At 75.0% G+C, this 15969-nt stretch carries 15 protein-coding genes; 3 read left to right on the forward strand and 12 right to left on the reverse strand.

What is annotated here, in order from left to right:
- The first annotated feature begins 23 nt into the window (after nucleotides 1-23).
- The gene (gene egtC / locus A949_RS0112210) at nucleotides 24-779 is read left to right on the forward strand and encodes an ergothioneine biosynthesis protein EgtC (protein WP_019356295.1); all 756 of its coding nucleotides are present in this window, start codon (nucleotides 24-26) and stop codon (nucleotides 777-779) included.
- Complete coding sequence (gene egtD / locus A949_RS0112215) at nucleotides 776-1774, forward strand: L-histidine N(alpha)-methyltransferase (RefSeq protein WP_019356296.1); 999 nt, start codon at nucleotides 776-778, stop codon at nucleotides 1772-1774. The genes egtC and egtD overlap by 4 nt, the downstream gene beginning before the upstream one ends.
- A gap of 114 nt (nucleotides 1775-1888) precedes the next feature.
- Here the strand turns inward: egtD and A949_RS0112220 are convergent, their stop codons facing one another.
- Together A949_RS0112220 and A949_RS0112225 are read right to left on the reverse strand one after the other, a co-directional pair.
- Complete coding sequence (locus A949_RS0112220) at nucleotides 1889-2104, reverse strand: hypothetical protein (protein ID WP_026004579.1); 216 nt, start codon at nucleotides 2102-2104, stop codon at nucleotides 1889-1891.
- 335 nt (nucleotides 2105-2439) lie between these two features.
- A complete protein-coding gene (locus A949_RS0112225; RefSeq protein WP_037706206.1) occupies nucleotides 2440-4308 on the reverse strand; it encodes an ABC transporter ATP-binding protein in 1869 nt (622 codons plus the stop codon).
- A gap of 769 nt (nucleotides 4309-5077) precedes the next feature.
- Here A949_RS0112225 and A949_RS0112230 point away from each other — a divergent pair.
- A complete protein-coding gene (locus tag A949_RS0112230) occupies nucleotides 5078-5314 on the forward strand; it encodes a chaplin (RefSeq protein WP_019356299.1) in 237 nt (78 codons plus the stop codon).
- Between the two features lie 129 nt (nucleotides 5315-5443).
- Here A949_RS0112230 and A949_RS0112235 read toward each other — a convergent pair whose 3' ends face one another.
- The 10 genes from A949_RS0112235 to A949_RS0112280 form a co-directional block, all read right to left on the reverse strand.
- The gene (locus A949_RS0112235) at nucleotides 5444-7126 is read right to left on the reverse strand and encodes an enoyl-CoA hydratase-related protein (RefSeq protein ID WP_019356300.1); all 1683 of its coding nucleotides are present in this window, start codon (nucleotides 7124-7126) and stop codon (nucleotides 5444-5446) included.
- Nucleotides 7127-7227: 101 nt separating this feature from the next.
- Complete coding sequence (gene hypE, locus A949_RS0112240; protein WP_078565409.1) at nucleotides 7228-8217, reverse strand: hydrogenase expression/formation protein HypE; 990 nt, start codon at nucleotides 8215-8217, stop codon at nucleotides 7228-7230.
- Nucleotides 8218-8338: 121 nt separating this feature from the next.
- Nucleotides 8339-9466, reverse strand: coding sequence for a hydrogenase formation protein HypD (gene hypD / locus A949_RS0112245; RefSeq protein ID WP_019356302.1), 1128 nt, complete (start codon nucleotides 9464-9466; stop codon nucleotides 8339-8341).
- A complete protein-coding gene (locus A949_RS33210) occupies nucleotides 9463-9816 on the reverse strand; it encodes a HypC/HybG/HupF family hydrogenase formation chaperone (RefSeq protein ID WP_019356303.1) in 354 nt (117 codons plus the stop codon). The genes hypD and A949_RS33210 overlap by 4 nt, the downstream gene beginning before the upstream one ends.
- 23 nt (nucleotides 9817-9839) lie before the next feature.
- Nucleotides 9840-12254 (reverse strand): carbamoyltransferase HypF, encoded by a 2415-nt coding sequence (gene hypF, locus A949_RS0112255; protein WP_019356304.1) that lies wholly within the window; start codon nucleotides 12252-12254, stop codon nucleotides 9840-9842.
- Nucleotides 12241-12990 carry a hydrogenase nickel incorporation protein HypB gene (gene hypB / locus A949_RS0112260; RefSeq protein ID WP_019356305.1) on the reverse strand — a complete coding sequence of 250 codons (750 nt, stop codon included), beginning with the start codon at nucleotides 12988-12990 and terminating at the stop codon, nucleotides 12241-12243. The genes hypF and hypB overlap by 14 nt, the downstream gene beginning before the upstream one ends.
- 4 nt (nucleotides 12991-12994) lie before the next feature.
- Nucleotides 12995-13375, reverse strand: coding sequence for a hydrogenase maturation nickel metallochaperone HypA (gene hypA / locus A949_RS0112265; protein WP_019356306.1), 381 nt, complete (start codon nucleotides 13373-13375; stop codon nucleotides 12995-12997).
- Between the two features lie 65 nt (nucleotides 13376-13440).
- Nucleotides 13441-14070: a hydrogenase maturation protease gene (locus A949_RS0112270; RefSeq protein WP_019356307.1), complete on the reverse strand. Its 630-nt coding sequence runs from the start codon at nucleotides 14068-14070 to the stop codon at nucleotides 13441-13443.
- A gap of 81 nt (nucleotides 14071-14151) precedes the next feature.
- Nucleotides 14152-14757, reverse strand: a complete 606-nt coding sequence (locus A949_RS33215) for a helix-turn-helix transcriptional regulator (RefSeq protein ID WP_051019475.1) — start codon at nucleotides 14755-14757, stop codon at nucleotides 14152-14154.
- A 237-nt stretch (nucleotides 14758-14994) separates the two neighbouring features.
- Nucleotides 14995-15963: a LuxR C-terminal-related transcriptional regulator gene (locus A949_RS0112280; RefSeq protein WP_237735808.1), complete on the reverse strand. Its 969-nt coding sequence runs from the start codon at nucleotides 15961-15963 to the stop codon at nucleotides 14995-14997.
- Between the last annotated feature and the right edge of the window lie 6 nt (nucleotides 15964-15969).

The following is a 15969-nucleotide window of genomic DNA, read 5'->3' on the forward strand; positions in this document are numbered from 1 at the left end:
GGCCACCCCTCGGAGCACCGCTGATGTGCCGGCACTTGGCCCACCTGGGCCCCGCCCGCACGGTGGGTGAGCTGCTGCTGGCGCCGCCCCACTCGCTGCACCGCCAGTCGTGGGCACCGCGCCGCCAGGAGCACGGCACGGTCAACGCCGACGGCTTCGGCGTGGGCTGGTACGCCGACGGCGACCCGGTGCCGGCCCGCTACCGCAGATCCGGGCCGATCTGGGCGGACGGCTTCTTCCCCGACCTGTGCCGGGTCGTGCGCACCCGCGCGCTGCTCGCCGCGGTACGCGACGCGACCAGTGGCTGCTCAGCGGGCGAGGCGGCCGCGGCACCCTACGCCGCCGGGCCGTGGCTCTTCAGCCACAACGGCGCGCTGACCGGCTGGCCCGGCTCCCTGGCGCCGCTGGCGGCCGGGCTGCCACCGGAGGAACTGCTGGGCCTGGAGGCCCGCTGCGACTCGGCGCTGGCCTGGGCGCTGGTGGGGCACCGGCTGCGGGCGGGCACGGCACCCGGCGCCGCGCTGGCCGCCACCGCGGTCGAACTCGCCGGCGCCGCGCCCGGCTCGCGGCTCAACTTCCTGCTGACCGACGGCCGCACCCTGGCCGCCACCGCCTCCGGCGACACCCTCTGGTACCTGCTGGACCCCGGTACGTCCCTCACCGTCGCCTCCGAACCGCACGACGCGGATCCGGGGTGGCGGGCGGTTCCCGACACCCATCTGCTCACCGGCGACCCGGGCGGCATCGAGCTGACCGCCCTGAAGGAGTTCCGCACGTGACCCCGTCCCGGTTCACCCTCACCCGTACCCTGCCCGCGAACGCGACCGCGGCCGCGCTGGCGGCGGACGTCACCCGGGGGCTGGCCCGCACCCCGAAGAGCCTGCCGCCCAAGTGGTTCTACGACGCCCGGGGCAGCGAGCTCTTCGAGCAGATCACCAAGCTGTCCGCCTACTACCCCACCCGCGCCGAGGCCGAGATCCTGCGGGACGCGGCACCGCGGATCGCCCGGCTCACCGGGGCCCGCACACTGGTCGAACTCGGCTCCGGCTCCTCGTACAAGACCCGGCTGCTGCTGACCGCGCTCGGCGCCCCGCTGACCTACGTGCCCGTCGACGTCAGCGAGTCCGCGCTGGCCGAGGCCGGACACGCGCTGCTCGCCGACCACCCCGGGGTGACCGTGCACGCGTTGGTCGCGGACTTCCAGCAGGAGCTGCCGCTGCCCGAGTGCCCGGAGCCGAAGGTCGTGGCCTTCCTCGGCGGCACGGTCGGCAATCTGCTGCCCGCCGACCGGGCCCGTTTCCTGGCCTCCCTGCGGTCCCGGCTCGGACCGCGGGACGCCCTGCTGCTGGGGACCGACCTGGTCAAGGACCCCGCCGTACTCGTCGCCGCCTACGACGACGCGGAGGGGATCACCGCGGAGTTCAACAAGAACGTGCTGCATGTCCTCAACCGCGAACTGGGCGCGGACTTCGATCCCGGCGACTTCACCCACGTGGCTGCCTGGGACGGCGAGAACGAGTGGATCGAGATGCGGCTGCGGGCCCGCAGAGCGCTCAGCGCCAAGCTCCCCGCCGTCGACCTGAGCGTCGACTTCCGGCCGGGGGAGGAGCTGCGTACCGAGATCTCGGCGAAGTTCCGCCGGGCGTCCGTCCGTGCCGAGCTGGCCGCTGCCGGGATGCGGCTGTGCCAGTGGTGGACCGATTCCGCGGACCGCTTCGCGCTCGGCCTCGCCGTGCCGGAGCCGGACGCGGGTGTGCGGCACCCCGACGGCTGAGCGGGCCGGGCACGACGAAAGGCGTGGAGGGGCCCGGTCCTTGGAGGTTCGCGGGTGGGCCTCTCCACGCCCGTCACGGGTACGGCCGGTCTGCTGCGGACCGGCCCTCAGCCGTCAGCCGTTCTGCATCGGGCCGAAGACGAAGCCCACGGAGTTGCTGACGATGTGGTCGTCGTCCGAGATGTTGACGTGGACCTTCTTGCAGTGGATCTCCTTGTGAACCCAGTTGTGCCCGTGGCCCCCGGCCACCGCCGAGGCGGTGCCGGCAGCGGCCAGGCCGAGGGTGGCCAGGCCGACGGCGAGGGAACGCGTGAGGGTGCGCGTGCGCATGAAAACCTCCGAGAAGGTCCGAAAGAACAAGTACCGGTCCATCGTCGCCACACCCCCGTGCATTACAGCGCAATATATGAAAGACACGGCACAACCGACCCGAATGGCTCAGGGCGACGCCGCGGCCGCCGCTCCGCGCGGGCCACGGCAGGGGACACGTCGCAGTGGCCACCCCTCTGTGGCCACAGCCGCGGAAGCCGTGCACGGCGACCGTCCCCCGCCACCGGTGTCCGATGGCGGAGACGGACCGGTCCACGAGACGGCCGGCGGGGCCGGTCCCCGGTACGCGAGCGGCAGCCGCGGCCCGGTGGCGCCGGTGCAGGCACCGGGCGAGGTCATGGGTGCGCCCCCGGCCGGCCGGGGGCCGTGGCCGTCTCCGAGGTGACCTGGTAGGACAGCAGCTCCCGGAACAGGCCGGGCTGTGCCGCGAGGTCCTGGTAGGTGCCGTCCTGGACGACCCGACCGCCGTCCAGGACGACGATGCGGTCGGCGACGGCCAGATTGGCGAGGCGGTGGGTCACCAGCAGCACGACCCGTTCCCGGGCCAGGCCCCGCAGCCGCTGGAAGATGCGGTACTCGGCCCGCGGATCCAGGTTGGCGGTCGGCTCGTCCAGCACCAGCAGCCCCGCCCGGCGGAAGAAGGCCCTGCCGAGAGCGATGCGCTGCCACTGGCCGCCGCTCAACTCCTCCCCGCCCAGCCACTCCCGGGCGAGGAGGGTGTCCAGGCCGGAGCCCAACCGGGTGACGACCTCGTCCGCACCGGCGGCCTCGCACGCCTCCAGCACCGCCGCGTCACCGCGCACCGTGGGCTGCCCGAGCGTGATGTTCTCCCGCACCGTCAGCGGCCAGTGCGCGTAGTCCTGCGGCACGAGGGCCACATGCGACCACAGCGCCTGCGCGTCGGCGTCCGCGGTGGCGGTTCCGTCCCACCGCACCTGCCCCTCGGTGGGCAGGTACAGGCCGGCTACCAGCTTCGAGAGCGTCGTCTTGCCGGAGCCGTTGAATCCCACCAGCGCGGTCACCTCGCCGCGGTGCAGCGTGAGGGAGACGCCGCTGAGCGCGTCGCGCTCCTGGCCCGCGTAGCGGTGGGTCACCGAACTGATCTCGATGGTTCCCGGCGGTCCGGGGCGATGGCTGCCGCGGCGCACCCGGTGCCCACCGGCGCGGTCGAGGAACCGCGTCCAGTCGTCCATGTACAGTCCGGTGCGCACGGCCCGGGAGCCGACGGCCACCAGTCCGCGGACCGACCGGCCCGCCGTCTGCAGCGCGAACACCGCGGCTCCCGCGCTGCCCACGCTGATGCGGCCGGTCGCCAGCAGCCACACCACCGCCGCCCACACCAGCGCCGACCCCGCACCTCCGCACACCGCGCCCACGAGGGAGAACCGCGCCCCGCGGTCGGCTGCCGAGCGGTCCTCGCGGTTGATCCGCGCGACCGTGCGCCGGTACCGGTCGGAGAGGAAGGGGGCCATGGTTCCCGCCCGGATCTGGTCGGCGGCGTCCCGGGTGTAGATGTGCCAGCGCAGCACCGCGAGCATCCGGTTGTCGCCGTTGGAGCGCAGGTTGGCGAGATAGCGCACCCGCGCTGCGCTGACCTGCGAGACGGCCTGCGGCAGGCTCGCGGCCACCAGCAGCGGCAGCAGCACCGGGTGCACCCCGGCCAGCACCACGGCTCCGGCCGCGAACGAGGCGGACGAGGCGATCAGGTCCTGCCCCTCGTCGACGAGGTCGCCGGTGACCTGAGCGCCCCGCTCGGCCGCTTCCCGGTCGCGGTTGAAGTCCGGCTCGTCGTACGCGGCCAGTTCGACTTCCGTGCAGCCGTCGAGCAGCATCCGCTCCGCCTCGCGGGTCATCAGCGGACCCAGCCGCGAAGAAAGCCAGTTGACGGTGATCCCCAGCACGGCCCGTGCGCCGGCGGCGCCCGCGAGGAGCGCCACGGACGGCCAGGCGTGCAGCAGCCGTTGGTAGACGTCGCCGTCGGCCAGCAGCGCCGTCAACGTCCCGCTGATCGCGAGCAGTCCCAGCGCCTGGAGTAGGCCCGAGACGGTCTGGCAGGCCAGGAGCCCGGCGGTGGTGGGCCGGTCCACCCGCCAGGCCAGGGCCAACGAGCGGTGCACCAGCCGGGGCAGCCGCCGCGCCATGTCGAGCAGCCTGATCGACCGGCCGGCCGCCTCCCGGCTCCCGGTCAGGTCGACGTACCGCATCTCCGGATCCGCGGAGTGCTGCGCACCCGGTGCCTGCCGCGGCACGTGTGGCGGCTCCGGGGACGCGCGCGGGGCCGCGGTCTGCGACTCGGCCCGCGCCGCGGTCCGTTCGGCGGGTGTGCCGTCCGGCCCGGATGCGCCGCCGGCCGGGTCGCGGCCGGTGTCCGAGCTGTCGCCGTCGCCGGTGCCGTCGCCGCCGGGGTGCTGAGTGCTTCCGGTCATGCCGACCACTCCCCGCGGCACGCGAAGGGCGCGAAGGGCGCGAGGACGCCGTCAACACGGCGCCGCCCCGCTGGAGTCGGTGGACCGACACGGGAGAGCTGTTCGACGACGGGTCGCTCGGAAGGCTGAACAGGCACAGATGACACGGCATCCTCCGGACGGATGGGCGAGGGGTACACGTGCTCTAGAAACGGTCCTGAACAGGCCGCTGTAACGGGTAGTCGCTGCACAGATGTTCTGATCCGCGGCGATGGCGCCTGCTGCGGCCGCCGCCGGGTGCGGATGTCATTCGAACGAGGCTGGATCGCCCTTCCGGGGGATTGCGGGCCGGGCCGCCGGACGACGGTGGGCCGGGTGTGCGGCAGGCCGTGCCGGAAGGGCGGGTCGTCCGCTGCCGGGCCCACGGCTGGTGCGGTGGTGCGCCGTTGGCCCGTGAGCTCGTCCGATCGAGTGGGCGCCTGTCGCGTGGGCGTGGCGACGAATGCCCGGTTCGCACACGGGTGCACTCTTGTCCGCGTCCGGCACATCGAACACAGGGAGGATCACCATGCGCATCCGTACCGCGGCTGTCGCCTTCGGTCTCGCCGCCACCGCCGTGCTCGGCGGGGCCACGGCCGCGTCCGCCGACGCGGGCGCCCAGGGCGGCGCGGCGAACTCGCCGGGAGTGCTGTCCGGCAACGTCGTGCAGATCCCGGTGCACATTCCGGTCCAACTGTGCGGCAACACCGTCGACATCCTCGCGCTGCTCAACCCCGCCTTCGGCAACGCCTGCGTCAGCGACTGACGCGGCACCGCCCGGCGCGCGGCCGGGGCCTTCCCGTTCCCGCGCGGTTTCCCAGCACACCGGAACGCCCCGCCGACGGCGGGGCGTTCCGGTGTGCGAGGGCGCGGGGCGCGCATCGGCGCGGACGCGCTACTCGCGCAGTGCCGGGCCGGCGCCGGGCGGGAACTCCTTGCGCAGGAAGGCCCGGCGCAGCGCGTGGTGCGGGGCCGCCGGATCGAACAGCACCCGGTGCATCGCCGCCAGTTCCCGGTCGCGGTAGGCGGCCAGCGGCTCGGTGGCCTCGTCCCGTGCCCGGTTGGTCTTCTTCACCGCGAGCCGCTGGTGGGTGGCCGGATCCTCGGCCAGCGCCGCCGCGAGCTCCGCCACCCGCGGTGCGAAACCGCTCGGCGAGGTCGGCAGCACCCGGTCCACCAGCCCGATCCGGCGCGCCGTGGCGGCGCTCATCGGTTCGGCGTCCCGCATCAGCGCCTCGGTGATCTCCGGCCCGACGCGCCGCGGCAGGGTGTACGTCCAGAACTCCGAGCCGGGCAGGCCCATCAGCCGGTAGTGCGGGTTGAGCACCGCGCCCGCCCTGCACCACACCTCGTCGGCGGCGGCGGCCAGCATCGCGCCCCCGGCCGCCGCGTTGCCGCCCAGCGCGGCGACGACCAGCCGGTCGGTGGTGGTCAGCACCGCCTCGACCACGTCGTCGAGAGCCTGGATGTTCGCCCAGCCCTCCGCCGCCGGATCGGCGGCGGCCTCGATGACCCCCAGATGGATGCCGTTGGAGAAGAAGTCCCGGGTACCGCCCAGCACCACCACCCGGGTCGGCCGGGTGCACGCGTACCGGTAGGCGGCCAGCAGCCGCCGGCACTGCACCGTGCTCATCGCCCCGCCCGGGAAGGAGAAGCGGACGAACCCGACACCGTTCCGTTCCCGGTAGCGGATCTCCGTGTGGGTGTGCCGTTCGGGCGCGAGTTCCAGGGGCGCCGGACGCTCCGGTACGTCCGGCAGCCGCTCGCCCAGCGCCAGAGTCGCGGGCAGTCGGAAGGTCCGCGGCCCGCCCGCGGCGCGTCGCGGCCTCAGCTGCGGGATCCACACCGCGCCGTCGACCGTCGCGCGGCAGATCGCGCCGGCCCGGGTGGCGAGGATCTCGCCCGGGGTGCCGTACAGCTGGTCCTCGGCGTGTCCGCCGTGCAGGAACCACTCCGCGCCCAGCAGTTCGTCCAGCACCCCGGGCTGCGAGTCGGCGGCCCGCAGGGTGCGCAGCACATCGAGCGTCCGGAAGGTCCGCCAGTCGATCCGCCGCTCGGTCTGCCGCATCCGCGGACTCGCCGACGGCTCCACCCCGTCCTGGGGATGCGGTCGGTGGCTGCCGGAGGCGAACCGGGCCACCGCGCTCCGGAGCGCTTCGAGTGCGGCGTCGGCCACCTCCCCCCGGTACAGGTCGCTCTTGCCGGTCCCCTCCGGCAGGGTGCACTCCGCCGAGGCCCAGACGGGGCCCGCGTCCAGTTCCGCCTCGGCCTGCAGCACCGTCACCCCCCAGCGGGTGCGGCCCGCGTGGACCGCCCGGTCCAGCGAGGAGGGCCCGCGGTCGCCGGGCGGGCCGGGATGCACGATCAGACAGGTGAGTCGGGACCACACGTCCGCGGGCACCGCGGTGCGCAGCATCGGTGCGACCACCAGCTCGGGGCTGTGCCGGTCCACCGCGCGCCGCACGTCGTCGCCGTCGCCGACCACCTCGGTCGCGACGGTGTGGCGGGCGTCCCGCAGTTCGGCCTGAACACGCTGGGTCAGACTGTTGAAGGCGCTCGCGATGAGCAGGATCCGCACCACGACCTCCTGGTGATGGCTCGTTGGGGTGCTTCGGGGTCCGGCCCGGCGGATCCGTCGCGGCGGATGCGCCGAGCACAGCGGGGCTGAGCGGACACGGCTCAGCAGATACGCGGGAGTTGTTCGCCCAGCGGCGGATCGACCACCCGGGTGCCGCCCAGCCCGGTGCGGGCGACGACCATCCCGGCGTGGTCCTCGACGCACTCGCCGATCACGGCGGCCTGCGCCCCCAGCGGATGCGCGCGCATCGCGGCGAGTACCGCGTCCGCCTCCGCGCGGGGCACGAACGCCAGCAGCTTGCCCTCGTTCGCCACGTACAGCGGGTCCAGACCCAGCATGGAGCAGGCGGCGGCGACCGGTTCGGGCACCGGGACCGCCCGCTCCCTCAGGACGACACCCACCGAGGCGGCCGCCGCGATCTCGTTGAGCGCGGCGGCGACGCCGCCACGGGTCGGGTCGCGGAGGACGTGCAGGTCGGAGGTGACCGCCAGCATGTCCGCCACCAGGGAGTTCAGGGCCGCGCAGTCGCTCTCGATGCCGACCTCGAACCCCAGCCCCGCACGCCGGCTCAGCACCGCGACCCCGTGCGCGCCGACCGCGCCGCTGACGATGACCACGTCGCCGGGTGCCGCCCGCTGCGGGCGGATGTCCACCCCGTCCGGGATCAGCCCGATCCCGGCGGTGTTGAGGTAGACCCCGTCCCCGCGCCCCGCCTCCACCACCTTGGTGTCCCCGGTGGCCACCTCGACACCGGCCGTCCGGGCCGCCGCCCCCAGCGCCTCCGCGATCCGCCCCACCAGCTCCAGCTCCACCCCCTCCTCCAGGATGAACCCGCAGGAGAGGTAGGCGGGCCGGGCGCCGCTCATCGCCAGATCGTTGACCGTGCCGTTGACGGCCAGGTCGCCGATGCTGCCGCCGGGGAAGAACAGCGGCCGCACCACGAAGGAGTCGGTGGAGAACGCCAGCCGGGCTCCGCCGATCTCCAGCGCCGCGGAGTCGGCGAGCGACGAGAGCGCGGGGCCGCCGAACGCGGGCGCGAAGACCTGCTCCACCAACTCCGCCGAGAGCGCACCGCCCCCGCCGTGGCCCATCACGATCCGCTCGTGGCCGCGCAGCGGTGCCGGGCACGTCCAGCCGGACGGGTCCGGCGCGGCGCGGTCGCCGTCGGGGGCCCCGGGGCCCGGGCCGGCCGTCGGTCCGACGGCCTCGATGCTAGTCAACGGTGCTCGCCTCCAGGGGTGCGCTCGTGGTCCCGCCGAGCCGGCGGTAGAGGTAGTAGGCGGCGCAGGCACCCTCGCTGGAGACCATCGTGGCGCCCAGCGGGGTGCGGGGGGTGCAGGTGGTGCCGAACGCCTCGCACTCGTGCGGCTTCAGCAGCCCCTGCAGCACCTCGCCGCTGCGGCAGGCCGCGGGCTCCCGGGTCGTGATGCCCGTCACGCTGAACCGGTGCTCCGCGTCGAATTCCCCGAAGCGCGGCGCCAGCCGCCAGCCGCTGTCCGGGATGACGCCGATGCCGCGCCAGCCGCGGTCGGTCGTCGTGAACACCTCGTCCAGCATCGCCCGTGCAGCCGGGTTGCCCTGCGGCACGACCGCGCGTTGGTACGCGTTCTCCACCGTCGCCCGGCCCGCCTCGAGTTGCCGCACCGCCCGGCGGATGCCCTCCAGGATGTCCAGCGGTTCGAACCCGGTGACGACGATCGGCACCCGATGGCGCTCGGCCAGCTCCGGGTACTCCTCGGTGCCCATGACGCTGCACACGTGCCCGGCCGCCAAGAACGCGCGCACCCGGCAGTGCGGCGCGTTCATGATGGCCTCGATCGCGGGCGGTACCCGCACGTGGGAGACGAGCAGGCTGAAGTTGCGCAGCCCCTCCCGCGCCGCCAGATGCACGGCCATGGCGTTGGGCGGGGCCGTCGTCTCGAAGCCGATGCCGAAGAAGACCACCTCGCGGTCCGGGTTCTCGCGGGCCAGCGCGAGCGCGTCCAGTGGCGAGTAGACGACCCGGACGTCGCCGCCCTCCGCGCGGACCTGGAACAGGTCCCGGCCGGTGCCCGGCACCCGCAGCATGTCGCCGAACGAGCAGAAGATCACCCCCGGCCGGGAGGCGATCTCCAGCGCCTTGTCGATCAGTTCGAGCGGGGTCACGCACACCGGGCAGCCGGGCCCGTGGATCAGCTCGACCTCCTCGGGCAGCAACTGGTCGATGCCGTGCCGGATGATGGAGTGCGTCTGCCCGCCGCACACCTCCATCAGCGCCCAGGGCCGGGTGACGGTCGCGTGGATGTCCTCCAGCAGCTTCCCGGCCAGCTCCGGGTCCTGGAACTCCTCGATGTACTTCACAGCCGCACCTCCCGCTGCGCGTCGCCGAGCTGCGCGTCGCCGAGCTGCGCGTCGCCGGGCTGCGGGACGCCGTCGGCGCGCTGCTCCGCCTCCGCGGCCTGCCAGGGGTCGCCGAACTCCTCCTCCAGCAGTCCGAGATTCTCGAACAGCTCGAGGGTCCTGCGCGCCGAGTCCTCGTCCAGCCGCTGCAGTGCGAAGCCGACGTGGACGATCGTGTACTCACCGACCCGCAGATCCGGCACGTACTCCAGACACACCTCCTTGACCACCCCGCCGAAGTCGACGGACGCCATCCGGGTGCCGTCACGCTCCTCGATCCGCAGGACCTTTCCGGGTACCGCCAGACACATGGCCTCTCCTCGTTCGACGGTGGTCAGTGCGCCGCGGAACCGGTCAGCGGCGGGATGGTCGGCTCGCCCGCCCCTGCGCGGGCCGCGACCACGAGCTGGCCCAGCGCCAGCCCGCCGTCCCCGGGCGGGACGAGACGGTGCCGCAGCACCGTGAATCCGTCGGCGCGCAGCGCGCCGGCGCAGGCGCGGGAGAGCACCGCGTTGGCGAACACCCCGCCGGTCAGCGCCACGGTCGCCACGCCGTACCGCTCGCGTGCCGCCGCGCAGGTGCTCCGGACCAGGGCGGCGACGGCCGTGTGGAACCGCGCGGCGATCACCTCGCGCGGCACCCCCGACCGCAGGTCCTGGACCACGGCCGCCAGCAGCGGCGCCGGGTCGGCGAGCCGGGGCGGGTCGGCGGCGCCGCTGCCGCCGTCCCCCGCGGCCGGGCGCAACGGGAAGTCGTAGCCGCCCGGATCCGGTTCCGGGCAGGCCGCCGCGGCCGCCTCCAGCTCGATGGCCGCCTGTGCCTCGTATCCGGCCCGCTGGCACATCCCGGCCAGCGAGGACACCGCGTCGAAGAGCCGCCCCATGCTGGAGGTCGGCACACAGCCCAGGTTCTGCTCCAACTGCCGCTCCAGCACCCGCAGCTCGGCGTCCGTGCAGGCCGCGACGGGCGGCAGCCCGGCGTCCCAGGGCAGTCCGGCGGCCCACAGGTGGGCGAGGGCTGTCCGGGAGGGACGCCGGATCGCCGCGTCGCCGCCGGGCAGCGGGGTGTACCGCAGATGCGCGTACCGGATGAATCCGTCGTAGTCGGCCAGCAGGAACTCGCCGCCCCACACGGCCCCGTCGTCGCCGTACCCGGTTCCGTCGAAGGCGACGCCCAGGACCGGCGTGGAGCCGTCCAGCCCGTGCTCGGCCAACGCGGAGGCCACATGGGCGTGGTGGTGCTGGACGTGGCGCAGCGGCCGGCCCGCGGCGTTCCGCCCGGCCCACCCCGTCGACCGGTACCCGGGGTGGCGGTCGGCGGCCAGCACCTCGGGGGTGACGCCCGTGATCTCCTCGAGCTGCTGCTCGGCGCGGGCGAACGCGCGCAGCGTCGCGAGGTCGTCCATGTCCCCGACGTGGGCCGAGAGCCAGGCCTGCCGTCCCGTGCCCAGGCAGCAGGTGTTCTTCAGGTCGCCGCCGACCGCCAGCGCGGGCCGGACCGGCACCGGCAGGCTCAGCGGCAGCGGCGCGTACCCGCGGGAGCGGCGCACCGGCAGCTCCTCGCCGCCGCACACCCGCACCACCGAGTCCTCGCAGGGCACATGGATGGGCCGGTCGTGGGTCAGAAAGGCGTCGGCGAGGTGCGCCAGCCGCTCCAGCGCCTCCTCCTCGCCGGTGGCGATCGGCTCCCCGCCGAGGTTGCCGCTGGTCAGGACCAGCAGCCGCGGCCCGGGCGGGTCGCCCGGCAGGCCCAGGAGCAGGTGGTGCAGCGGGGTGTAGGCCAGCAGCACCCCCAGGTCGGGACTGCCGGGTGCGACCGAGGGGGCCGGAGCCGGACCGGCCGCCGCGGCGGCGGCGCGGCGGCGCAGCAGCACGATGGGGCGGCGTCCGCCGGTCAGCAGCGCCCGTTCGACGGGACCGACGTGGGTGAGGTGTTCGATGTCGGACACGTCGCGGGCCAGCACCGCGAACGGCTTGTCCCCGCGCGCCTTGCGGCGGCGCAGCAGCGCCACCGTCTGTTCGTCGGCCGCGTCGCAGGCCAGGTGGTAGCCGCCCAGTCCCTTCACCGCGACGACCGCGCCCTCGGCCAGCAGCCGCCGGGCCGCGGCCACCGGCTCGCCGGGGAGTTCGGCCGGGCCCGACGCCGAGGTGGCGGGCCCCAGCAGCCGGACGCGGGGTCCGCAGTCGTGGCAGGCGACGGGCTGCGCGTGGAAGCGCCGGTCGCCCGGGTCCCGGTACTCGCGGGCGCACCGCTCGCACATCGGGAACCGCGCCATCGTGGTGTTGGCCCGGTCGTAGGGCAGCCCGGTGACGATGGTGAAGCGCGGTCCGCAGTCCGTGCAGGTGATGAACGGGTGCCGGTAGCGGCGGTCCGCCGGGTCGGTCAGCTCGCGCAGACAGGCGTCGCAGGTCGCGGTGTCCGGGGCCACCAGGGTGCGGCGCCCTGCGGCCGGACGGGAGGCGAGGATGCGGAAGCCGGAACCGCCCGCGGGGGGCAACTGCTGGTGGCTGACCGATTCGATCACGGCCAGCGGCGGAGCCTCGGCGCGGATCCGCTCCCGGAAGGCGGCGACCGCCTCTCCGGCGCCCTCCACCTCGGCCACCACGCCCTCGCCCGTGTTGCTGACGTGGCCGGAGAGCCCCAGCCGGCCGGCGAGCGCGTACACGTGCGGGCGGAAGCCCACGCCCTGGACCACGCCGCGGATCAGCACGCGGCTGCGCTCGGCCCCGGAGAGGTCAGCCTCCGACATGGGAGTGCGGTCCGTCGTGGGTGTGCGGTCCGCCGTGCGAGTGGCCGGCGGGGCGCGCCATCACCGGCCGGTGCGCGGGGGCTCCGGCGCCCACCGCCAGTGCGCGCTCCAGCAGCACACCGGGGTTCAGCCCGTCGCGCACCGAGGTGTCGACGACCTCCACGCCGGGATTGACCTGCCGGACGTTGGCCAGGAACGCCTCCCGGTCGAACCCGGCCGCCTGCGCCAGGTCCTGCTTGGTGACGACCACGAGCTGCGCGAGCCCGAAGGCGGTGGGGTACTTCAGCGGCTTGTCCTCGCCCTCGGTGACCGAGGCGAGCACCACACGCAGCGACTCGCCCAGGTCGTAGGAGGCGGGGCAGACCAGGTTGCCCACGTTCTCGACGAACAGCAGCCGGGTGGCCTCGGGCAGCCACCCGGTCAGGTGCCCGGCGAGCATGTCGGCCTCCAGGTGGCACAGACCGTCGGTCAGTACCTGCTTGACCGGCACTCCGGACCGGGCCAGCCGTCGGGCGTCGTTCTCGGTGGCCAGATCCGCCGTCAGCGCCGCCGCGGTGACGCCGCGCTCCCGGGCCAGCCGCAGCTCGGTCTCCAGCAGCGCCGTCTTGCCGCTGCCAGGGCTGGAGAGCAGATTGACGACGACCGTGCCGCGCGCCGTCAGTTCGGCGCGCAGCCGTTCGGCCCGGGTGTCGTTGCGCTCCAGTACGGCCTGTCGCAGATCGGAGACACGGCACATGGCTTCACAGCTCCTCAAGGGCTCGGGTGCGCCGCGGGTCCTCGGCCCACCGCACGGTGGCGATCTGTAGCTCTCGGCCGGACAGCAGCTCGGTGCGCGCGTCCGCACACCGCGGGCAGCCCAACCGCGGGGGCTGCCCCGTCTCCCACTCGCCTGCGCAGGATGTGCAACGGGCGCGTCCCGGCACCTGGTCGGTCACCAGCTCGGCGCCGGACAGCACGGTGCCCTCGCAGGCGAGCGCGAAGGAGAAGCGCAGTGCGTCGGGGACGACCCCGGCGAGTTCGCCCACCCGCAGGGTCACCGTCTCGACGCCCGCTGCGCCGTGGGTGCGCGCCGCCTCCTCGACCTGGCAGACCACTGCCATGGCGATGGACATCTCGTGCATCGGTCACTTCCCCTGCGCGGTACGGACCAGGCTGCGGCCCGCACCATTACAGGGGGCACCGCCGGTCACCCCGGGGCCGCCACGCCGCTTTCCGGGGCGGCCGTCCGCCGTTCGGCGGCTTGTGCCCGCCCGGCCGAGCCCCGCTGCCCGGTCGTGGCGGGATCGTCGGCCCGCGCCGGGGCCTTCGGGGGCACGCACCCGGGTTCGTCCGCCAGCAGCCGCTCCACCAGCGCCACCGCCTCGTCCACGGCGGCGGCCACCGGAGTGCTCAGACCGATGCCCTCCGCCAGGTCGGCGGGCTCGCAGCCGACGACGAACACCCGCCGCGGTGTGCTGCCTCCGGTACCCTCCCGCAGCGTCTCCAGCAGGGCGAGCACGGCATCCGGTGACATGTGGTGCCCGTCGACGGCCGGCACCCCGGCCGGGCAGGCGCGGTCCTCCTCGGCCACCTCGATCAGCCGCACCGTCCCCGGGGCGCCCCCGCGGTGCACGGCATCCACCAGGATCAGCGTGTCGCAGCTGTCCAGCACCTGGTAGGCCAGGTGCACGCCGCGTACGCCGATGTCGAGGACCTGCACCCGGCCAGGCAGCGGGCGCCGGGCCAGCCGCTGCACGACCTCGACACCGAAGCCGTCGTCGCCCAGGAAGATGTTGCCGATCCCCGCGACGAGGGTGCGGCCGGTCGGTTCGGTCATACGGACTCCGCAGGTGGGGGAGCGGTCCGGTACGCCTCTGCGCCGTACCGGACCGCGTGGTGGGGGACCCGGTCGGGAACCTCAGGCGTCCTGCGGCACCCGGGACCGGTCCGGTACGCCGGGGAGCTCGTCGCCCGGCTCCGTGTCGCCCTCGCAGACGGGGCGCCAGCGGCCGGGGCCGTGCTGCTCGGCGAGCCCGTGCTCGGCCAGGCCCAGCAGGTGCTTGAGCACGGTGCGTTCCTGGTATCCCACGCTGGCCGACAGCTCCTCGACTGTCGTGCCCGACGCGCCCGCGGCCCGCACCCGGTCCCACGTACGGCCCGCGCTCTGCCCGAGCCCTCCGTCGCGGGCGGGGGTGCGGAAGAGCTCGTCCGCCGCCTCCGATCCGGACGCCGGCCGCGGAGCGCGCTGCGGCCCCTGGCCGGGCCCGGTCCTCGACGCTGCCTCGGAGGTGCCGTGCGGGGTGCCGCCGGGTGCGGGCACGGGCCGGGCCGCAGGAGCTTCGGTACGGGGTGCCGGGCCGTGCGCCGCTGTCCGGTCCGCCGCTGTCCGGTCCGGAGCCGCCGCTGCCGGGGCTGTCCGCTCCGTCGCTGTCGCCCGGACGGACCTCGCCCGGACGGCGGAGCCCACCGGGCGCGGGGTGCGGTTGACCGTGCGGTGCTTGCGTCCCTTCTGCCGCTTGCTCATCGTGCGCCCGCCTCTCCTCCGTGCTGCGGCGGTGTCTCCGGGGACGGAAGGGGGTGTCGTTGTGCAGTGATCATGTGGGGGTTAACGACCGACTGCGCTCCGCGTGGATCGGCCGATCGGGGCACCCGGGCCGCGCGGTGCTCCCGGAGCGGCCGCCCGGCCCGCCCCGGCGGACGTCCCGCGCCCCGGCCGGGCGCCTCCTGGCCCGGGCCGCGAGGGGCCCGCGGAACGCGGCCGTCAGGGCAGCAGGCCGTGCCGGCGGGCGGCCGCCACCGCGTGGTGGCGGCTGTGGACGCCCAGTTTGCGGGTCGCGCTGCGCAGGTAGGCCTTGACCGTCTCCGCCTCCAGCCCCAGATACTGGGCCGCTTCGGCGTTGGTGCAGCCCAGCGCCACGTAGGAGAGCACGTCGAGCTCGCGCGGGGAGAGCCGCGGCCGGTCCGTGGCGGGGGCGTCGGGCCGGCCGGCGGGGTCGCCGTCCGGGGCGCCGTCGCCGGAGCCGGACTCGACCCCGGCCCGCAGGAAGCGGTCGCACGCCTGGCGCAGTCTGTCCCGCAGCGCCGTGTCCTCGATCTCCTGGGCGATGCCGCGCAGTTCCGCGTGCAGGTCGCGCAGCGCGTCGAGCCCGGGCGCGGCCGGCTCCGCGGCCGGAGCGGGGGCTTCGGCCGCGGCCTCCAGCAGCCGGACGCGCCGGTCCACCTCGTCGCGCACGGCCAGCTCGCTCGCCAGGCGCCGCGCCGCGTCCATGAGTGCCGCGGTCGCGCGGTCCCCCAGCGGCGCCGTGTCGCGGGCCGCGGCGTAGAGCACGCCGCGCACCCCGCCCTGCACGGTGACCGGGGCCGCCACTATCGCGCGGATGCCCTCGCGGCGCACAGGGCTGTCGTAGTCGTGCGTGATGGTGGTCGCCGGCACGTAGTCGTTGACCGCGTAGGGGCGCTGGTGCGTCAGGACGTAACCGCCCAGCCCCCGGCCGGGGACCACCCGCAGGCCGCGCATGGAGTCGGTCAGGGTGCCGTTGAACTCCGTCAGCCGCAGTGCCCCGTCGGCGACCTCCCCGCCGAAGACCGTGCGCACCCCGGTGCGCTGCCGCGCCAGCCGGAGGGCGTGCCGGTAGGCGTCGGTGTCCCCCTGCCGCAGCGGGGCGCGGGAGAAGGGCACCGCGCCCCCGGGAACGCGGGGGTGGGAACGGGAACGGTCGGGTGAAGGCAACCTCGA

Origin of the sequence: Streptomyces sp. AA1529 (genome assembly GCF_000280905.1) — a bacterium.
Classification (GTDB): Bacteria; Actinomycetota; Actinomycetes; order Streptomycetales; family Streptomycetaceae; genus Streptomyces.